9 protein-coding genes and 1 pseudogene are annotated in these 6,872 nt (G+C 35.4%); 7 read left to right on the plus strand and 3 right to left on the minus strand.

The features are described from left to right. Nucleotides 1-156 (plus strand): annotated as a pseudogene (locus tag A374_RS21355) (SMI1/KNR4 family protein); the annotation flags it as partial. A 155-nt stretch (nucleotides 157-311) separates the two neighbouring features. Here A374_RS21355 and A374_RS01400 read toward each other — a convergent pair. Further along, nucleotides 312-1,517: an MFS transporter gene (locus tag A374_RS01400; protein WP_007200381.1), complete on the minus strand. Its 1,206-nt coding sequence runs from the start codon at nucleotides 1,515-1,517 to the stop codon at nucleotides 312-314. 108 nt (nucleotides 1,518-1,625) lie between these two features. Here A374_RS01400 and A374_RS01405 point away from each other — a divergent pair, with 108 nt between their 5' ends. Beyond that, a complete protein-coding gene (locus tag A374_RS01405; protein WP_007200382.1) occupies nucleotides 1,626-2,012 on the plus strand; it encodes a winged helix-turn-helix transcriptional regulator in 387 nt (128 codons plus the stop codon). 330 nt (nucleotides 2,013-2,342) lie between these two features. Here the strand turns inward: A374_RS01405 and A374_RS01410 are convergent, their stop codons facing one another. Next, nucleotides 2,343-2,726, minus strand: a complete 384-nt coding sequence (locus tag A374_RS01410) for a nuclear transport factor 2 family protein (RefSeq protein WP_007200383.1) — start codon at nucleotides 2,724-2,726, stop codon at nucleotides 2,343-2,345. Nucleotides 2,727-2,744: 18 nt separating this feature from the next. After that, complete coding sequence (locus tag A374_RS01415) at nucleotides 2,745-3,224, minus strand: RrF2 family transcriptional regulator (protein ID WP_007200384.1); 480 nt, start codon at nucleotides 3,222-3,224, stop codon at nucleotides 2,745-2,747. Between the two features lie 547 nt (nucleotides 3,225-3,771). Here A374_RS01415 and A374_RS01420 point away from each other — a divergent pair. The 5 genes from A374_RS01420 to A374_RS21025 all read left to right on the plus strand — a co-directional run. Continuing rightward, entirely contained in the window at nucleotides 3,772-4,095 is a 324-nt protein-coding gene (locus A374_RS01420) for a hypothetical protein (protein ID WP_007200385.1), read from the plus strand. Nucleotides 4,096-4,142: 47 nt separating this feature from the next. After that, on the plus strand, nucleotides 4,143-4,442 hold the full coding sequence (locus A374_RS01425; RefSeq protein ID WP_007200386.1) for a WXG100 family type VII secretion target: 300 nt from the start codon (nucleotides 4,143-4,145) through the stop codon (nucleotides 4,440-4,442). Continuing rightward, nucleotides 4,439-5,134 carry a DUF5081 family protein gene (locus A374_RS01430; protein ID WP_007200387.1) on the plus strand — a complete coding sequence of 232 codons (696 nt, stop codon included), beginning with the start codon at nucleotides 4,439-4,441 and terminating at the stop codon, nucleotides 5,132-5,134. Before A374_RS01425 ends, A374_RS01430 begins: the two co-directional genes overlap by 4 nt. After that, nucleotides 5,125-5,442: a hypothetical protein gene (locus A374_RS01435; protein WP_007200388.1), complete on the plus strand. Its 318-nt coding sequence runs from the start codon at nucleotides 5,125-5,127 to the stop codon at nucleotides 5,440-5,442. Before A374_RS01430 ends, A374_RS01435 begins: the two co-directional genes overlap by 10 nt. Before the next feature lie 23 nt (nucleotides 5,443-5,465). Next, the coding region (locus A374_RS21025; RefSeq protein ID WP_007200389.1) for an HNH/ENDO VII family nuclease at nucleotides 5,466-6,872 on the plus strand (1,407 nt) is incomplete at its 3' end.

Here is a 6,872-nt window from a genome sequence, read left to right on the forward strand (position 1 = left end):
ACTAGTAATATGGAAAACAATGAATGCCCAGTAATAGCATGGGATAGACAAGGTGGACTTGATGACTACAATACAGCAAAGAATTTTTATGAGTTTTTATCACAAAGGTTATTGGATGCAAAAGAAGCATGGGAAGAAGAGTTTTACTATAGATAAATGACCTTGTTTAGCTTAAAGCTGAATAAGGTCATTTTTAGAAGTGTCAATAATTTTGTGTAAATGATGAAGTTACCTCTTCCGATCATGGTCACGCTATTTATTGATCTAGAGAAAAACACCCTGTTGGGCATTTCTCTAGATCGAAACGTTCACTAGACTTTCTCATGTGAACGTTTCTTCTGTTTATTTTCAAACATCAACCATGCAAATGTGAAAATTGCCGCGCCCATCACCATTAGAAAACCGTAAATAGGTGTATGCTCTAATGATTGATATTGGACAATCAATCCACCCACATAAGAGCCTAGAAAGATTCCGACATTAAAGGCAGAAATATTTAATGCAGAAGCCATTGCAGTGGCAGATGGTATATATTTTTCTGAAAGCTGAACAGCATATAGTTGTAAGCCAGGCACATTCATAAACATAAACAATCCCATCATAAATACCATAATGAGTCCCGTAATATGAGAATGAATAAAGAATTGAATCCCCAGTAATGCTAAGCTAAGACCGATAAAGCAAATGAAAATGGCGCGTAGGGGGTTATTGTTGGCAAGGCGTCCACCTACTGTATTTCCGATCGCTACACAAATACCATATAAAATTAAAATCACAACAATTGCGTGTGTTGAGTAGCTCATATATTTTTCTAAAATAGGCGATACATAGGTGTATACGACAAATGTGCCACCATAACCGATGGCTGTAATAAATAGGATGAATAGCATGCGCATGTTGCCTAGAACTTTACCAATATCACGGATTGCAATAGGATTACTTTTTGATAAGTGACTTGGTACGAGTATGGCATTGCAAATTAACCCAATTAAACCGACGAGGACGATAAAGACAAATGACATACGCCAGTGTAGAACTTGTCCTATAAATGTCCCGAGTGGAACACCTGTTACAGTAGCTAGCGTTAACCCTGTAAACATAATGGCAATGGCGCTTGCCCGTTTATTTGGCGCGACGACATCAGCGGCAATAACTGCAGCAATAGACATAAAGACACCATGTGCTAAAGCGGAAATGATTCGTCCAATTAATAGTACAGAGAATGTAGGCGCGATAGCAGCACAAAGGTTTCCTAGTATAAAAAGAAGCATGACAAGTAATAATACTTTTTTACGCTCTATTTTAGACGTTAAAACCGTTAAGAGTGGTGCCCCTATTGTTACACCTAAAGCATAAATTGATACGGTTAAACTTGCGGTACTTAAGGTTGTACCGAAATCATTTGTAATGAGTGGTAGTAGGCCGACACTAATAAATTCTGTTGATCCAATACCAAAAGCACTGATTGCGAGAGCAAGGAGTGTGAGATTGGCTTTGGATGGTGATGCTGATTTCATAAAATAAGTCACTCCTTTGAATTTTTTTTGCGCATATAGTATATTCATACATACCTAATAAGCACGTATGATACGTTTAGTAACAATTAAGGAATACAGGGGGTTGCCATGAAAAAAGTTTATAATATTGGTGTTGAAGCCACCATTGAAGTGGTGGGCGGTAAATGGAAACCCGTCATACTATGTCACTTAATTCACTATGGTCAAATTCGCACCAGTGAATTTCGGCGCTTAATTCCTGGTATTTCGCAAAAGATGTTAACGAATCAATTGCGAGAATTGGAGCAAAGTGGATTAATCAAACGTAAAGTGTTCAATCAAGTCCCACCAAAGGTCGAGTATTCTTTGACGCCATACGGTCAGGAAATGGAGCCTGTCCTTCACTTACTCTGCCTATGGGGCGAAAAACATATTGACCGCTTAATCGATCGTGGTGAAGATGTGTTGCTTATGCAACGAGATGAAGATCTAGCCACTGAGCAAAGTCATCCTTAAGTTGAGTGAAACTTAAGGATTTTTTATTGCCTGCATTCTCAACGACATTTAGTACGAATTCCGTTTTACCCTTATTCCTTAATTTTTCGATGCTTTTATAGTATGAAGCGCTCCATACAGAAAAAAAAGTACGCACTTTTTAGTGATATAGAAACGCAAAAGTGCCTATTGCGTCATATCAAAGGATTTTTACAAAAAATAATGAACGATGGAAGGAGAGGGTGATGGAATATCCTAAGAAATCAAGTAATCTTTGAAGGTGAATGGAGGTGCAAAAACAAGTATAGATGACAGAAAAAAGAACGCCGATTGTATGGCGCCCTTCTGCTCTTAGTTTTTGTATGAGTCAAACATCTCTGTATTGTCTGGAACATTTTCTAAATACGCGATCTTCCCATTATGATCTAACTTTGCTATATCTTTTCCGGTTTGCGTAAAGACAGTTCCCGAGGCACGTTTGCCGCATACAGCCCAAGCTGTTTCAAACAAATCTGTATTTTTAACTGCTTTCCAACCTTCGAACATATGCTTAATATCTGCATTTTCTTTAAACACCATTTTCACAAACAGCTTCCAGTTTTCAATTCCTTGCTTTTGATGGCCGTTTAAGACAAATACAATATCATCTGAAAAAAGGCTTACTAATTCTTCAAATGCTTGTTCGCTTGTACGTGATTGATCGAATAAATCAAAATATCTTGTTAGGTTTTCCATAATAATCCCCTTTTGTGTTTACAGTACCATTTTTTCTGAGATTGTTGCTTTAAGCGTGTCCAGGCTTTCTTGTGGACATTTTTTATAAATTTCATCTGTGAAAAGAGCAATAGTTTGCCGTTTTAAAATGGATTGCCATGAAGACTCAGCTTCTTCCATTAAGTCTGATAATAAACAGATGTCTTTCTCTTTTAAGTTAAGCATATCGTGAAAAATGCCACTCGAGGAATAAAGAGATTGCTTGCCTTCAATGGCTACGTATACGTCATAAATTGTAATGTTCTCGGGTGTTTTCTTTAAGCGAAAGCCACCCTTGCTTCCAGGTACAGAAGTAAGCAAATCTGCTTTAACTAGTTTTCGGAGAAGCTTTAGAAAATACGTAGGCGATCCCCCGAGCTGAGTACTGATTACATCTCCTGGAAGAACCGCTTTTTCAGGTAAAAACGTCAGCAGTAGAATAGCATACACCGATTGCTCAACACCTGTTTTTATTTGCAAAATATCAACTCATTTCGAATGTATCTCGGACAAAGAGGACAATATTTGTCCTCTTTAATGTTTAATACATAATAACCCTTAAACGTTGAAAAGTAAAACATAAAGGAACATATCAAGTGTTTACTCAAAATGGTTCAAAAGAATAAGTACAAGTCATTTGTAAACTACCATTTAGTACAGTGGTAGCAGGTGTACTATAGTCAAAAAAGCTGGGTGCTTTGAATTGTAGCTTTAGAGTGTAAATAGTGAAAGTTGATTGAATAAGGGGAAAGTCCTTGTTTTAGAGCTTTTTTATTTTTCTTTTTTTCTCATCCAGATGCTGTACAAGTGCTTTTGAATAGAGACTATGATAATTTTCCCATTTTTAATGTAGACGTATAGGATGTATTAGTTCTTCTTCCTTATTGAACATTTTCCTATGTGAGGTACCATAAAATGGTGGATAATTGAAATTGGAAGGTATACTCTATTAATTCTTGCAGCATGCTAACGTATCTTTTTTTCAAAAAAAGATACAGAAGATGAAGAGAAATGGAGAGTGGATTGAATGGAAGATATTTATAAATATGAATCTAATAAAAATCAATATGGTCAGTTGCATAACCAAATCAAAGAAGCTTTAGAAGCTCACAAAGGAAATTTAAAAGAGGTTAAAGCGTTGCGAGATACCTATTTCAGTTTAGTTCCAAATTTAGGGATAAGCGGCATCCCTTCGAAATTTGTCGAGCCAAAGCTTAAAGGACTTGATGATGAGCTAAAAAAGTTTATAAAGCAAATGGAAGAAAAAACAGTAAGCTTAGAAAGCGCTAGGGATCAAGCATATAAACAATATGAACATTATAAGAAACTTTGCGAAGATAGTATTGCGTAGTTACTAAAAACGATAAAAACTTAAAATTTAATTTAGGGTGATGATCAATGCAAAGTACAACAATTGACGGAGAAAAACTATCTTCTGCAATAAAGCATGCTGATAAGGTGGAAGCTTCTATCAAAGAATCTTTAAAAACGTGTAAAGATCTAATAGCTTATGCAAAACAGGCACAATGGAGAGGTGACACGAGAGATGCGTTTCTAACATATGTAGAAATTCTTTATCAATATCATGCTGACTTTGCAGAGGCTTCTGAGAAACAAACAAAAGCTTTAAAGCAGTTAAAAGATAATATCGGGAAATTTCCGGAGAACCCGTATGTTAAAGAGGTAAATAGTATATGAAAGAAACCGAGTATTTTACAGCATTAGAATTATTTTTATTATGCGATGCTTTTGAGGGGAAACTCCTATTTGGTTTACCTTCTCGTGATAGTTTTGATGTATTAGGTGAAGTGATTTATAAAGAAGCATTTGAGCGATTGATTAAAAAAGGCATCATCTCACATGAGCATCAAATAACGAATGAGGGTGCTTTCGTTATTAGTATGTTAGAAGACTATTACAGTAGTGATAAATATATACGGATTAATCAATTTATGCTGGGTTTTAATGAACGAGATCCTACTCAGGTTGTCTTTTTGAGTGAACGTGAGGAATATGAAGAACAGTATGATCTGGGAGTTATGAGTACGAATGTAGTGATGGAAACTATCAAGGAAAGATTTCCTACAATGTTAGGTAACCAGCAGGATGCTACGGAAGATCTATTTAAAGAACCTATTTCGAAAAAAGAAGTAGGAGAACACTTAGATGACGTAGATTTATTAAATATAGAAATATTTAATATAAAAGAAAAGCTACGAAACATCAATAATGCAGCCTTTTATAAACAGTTACTTATTTTTGAAAGCAAAGGAAAGTTAATTATGGCGGATGTTGTAAAAAAAATCTATGAACGAGTCAGTCCGTATTACATATATTCTATGTTAGCAAAAGAGTTGGGCATAAAAGGAGAGGAACTGCAGTGGAAGTAAACAAGGGTAATAAGTCCATAGATTTAAAGTCAGAGGAACTAATTCATTTGTTTAAAATGATAAAAAAAATTATGCGCGAATTAGAGGAGAATGCTTGTGAAAATATGAATCAAATTGCCCAATCTCAGTTCTATACAGAGGGTGAAGCGCTAAAACAACTATCAGCGTATGAGGGAGCAGCTAAGAAGTTAGAGAGTTTAAAGAAACAATATGTAGATGTATCAGGAGCATTGATGCACTGTTGGACTGAATTTCTAAGAATAGACAAAAAATTGGCTATGGATATTATGAATAAAATTGAGTCATAACATTGGGTCTCTAGGGGGATTAGATGGATATTAAGTTCAAAATGTCGGACTGGGGAGATCTGGTGACTGCTGTATCAGGTCTTGAAACATCATTTAGCTATTTTAAAAATAATTGGAATAACTTAAACAATATAGAAAAAGCAATCAAAGAAAACGATAGCGATAACGTCATAAATTTTGAACTTAAAAATAAGCTATCTGACTATGGAACATTAGAACATAACTATGGAAAAGTAAGAAAATTTGCATCTAATATTGGTTTAGAGTTAAATGGAGAAATTGATAAGCCCTTTTGTAATGATATGGATGACTTTTTTGTGGCCGTAAATAACTTAGATATATTTAAGTATAAGACAACGAATAGAATAGGTGCTACGGAAGTAGTTCAAAATAGGTATGGCGACCGCGGTGCCATGGTATTTGATGATACAGTTTTAAAAAAACAAGTGAATCTTTCAGATTTATTGGGCAGTAAAAACGTTTATCAAGAACAAATGAAGTTTCAATACAAAATATGGAAAAAGGTAAATCCCAACGCTACATTTACGTTCAAAGAATTTACAAAAGCATCACTGCAAGGATATGCATTTAACTATGAGTCCTATAAATTAAAACATCAAAAAGAAATTGAAGAAAAGGTTGCAAAAGCGGAACTACTTGCTAGCCTGGTTGGAGGCGCTTTTGGGAAAGTGGCAGTAAAGGGGATAGGATTTATTATTGTAGGCTTAAATGCTTCTTCTGTAGTCACGGGAAAACATTGGGCTTCCAAGCGTGAACTCGATTTAAATGAACGAGTTGGCCTCGGTTTTCAAAGCTTTTTTGACATACCAGGTGGAGCAGGAATCCTTGCGAAATTTATAGGCGGTTCAGGACGTTTTGAAGGTATAATTAGAAAAGCAAGTATAAAAGGTGGACAGTACAATACAAATGATAAACTAATGGAACAAGCTAGGGCAATGGCGATTATGAGAGCCATGCAAGCTAACGAATTAGGTGATATCAAAAATCAAAAAAAAATCATTGGTAGTTTGGAAGATTTCTTTAAGAAAAGAAAGGTTAAGGGTACGGGTAAAGAATATAAAAACTATAAGGATGTAGAATATACTGGAAGAACTAAAGTTAATGGAGAAGTAAGGGATATTAGCAGACGGGTTTTTCAAAGGTTAGATATTGATTATATGAGAATTGACCCTAAAACTGGTAAGACAAATCTCCAATTGATGAAAAAAGGAAGAGCACCAATTTGGCAAGATGGGACTGCTATAGAACTTCATCATTTAATTCAAAGAGAGCCTGGATCGATGGTGGAGCTTCCGGGTACTATGCATAAGGAATATTATAAAATATTGCATGGCTTAGTGGAGAATGGTGGAAGCTTTAGAAACGACCCTGTGCTAAAAAAACAATATGAAAATTTCAGGTCGAAATAT

The sequence above is a fragment of the Fictibacillus macauensis ZFHKF-1 genome (assembly GCF_000269865.1).
Classification (GTDB): Bacteria; Bacillota; Bacilli; order Bacillales; family Fictibacillaceae; genus Fictibacillus_C; species Fictibacillus_C macauensis.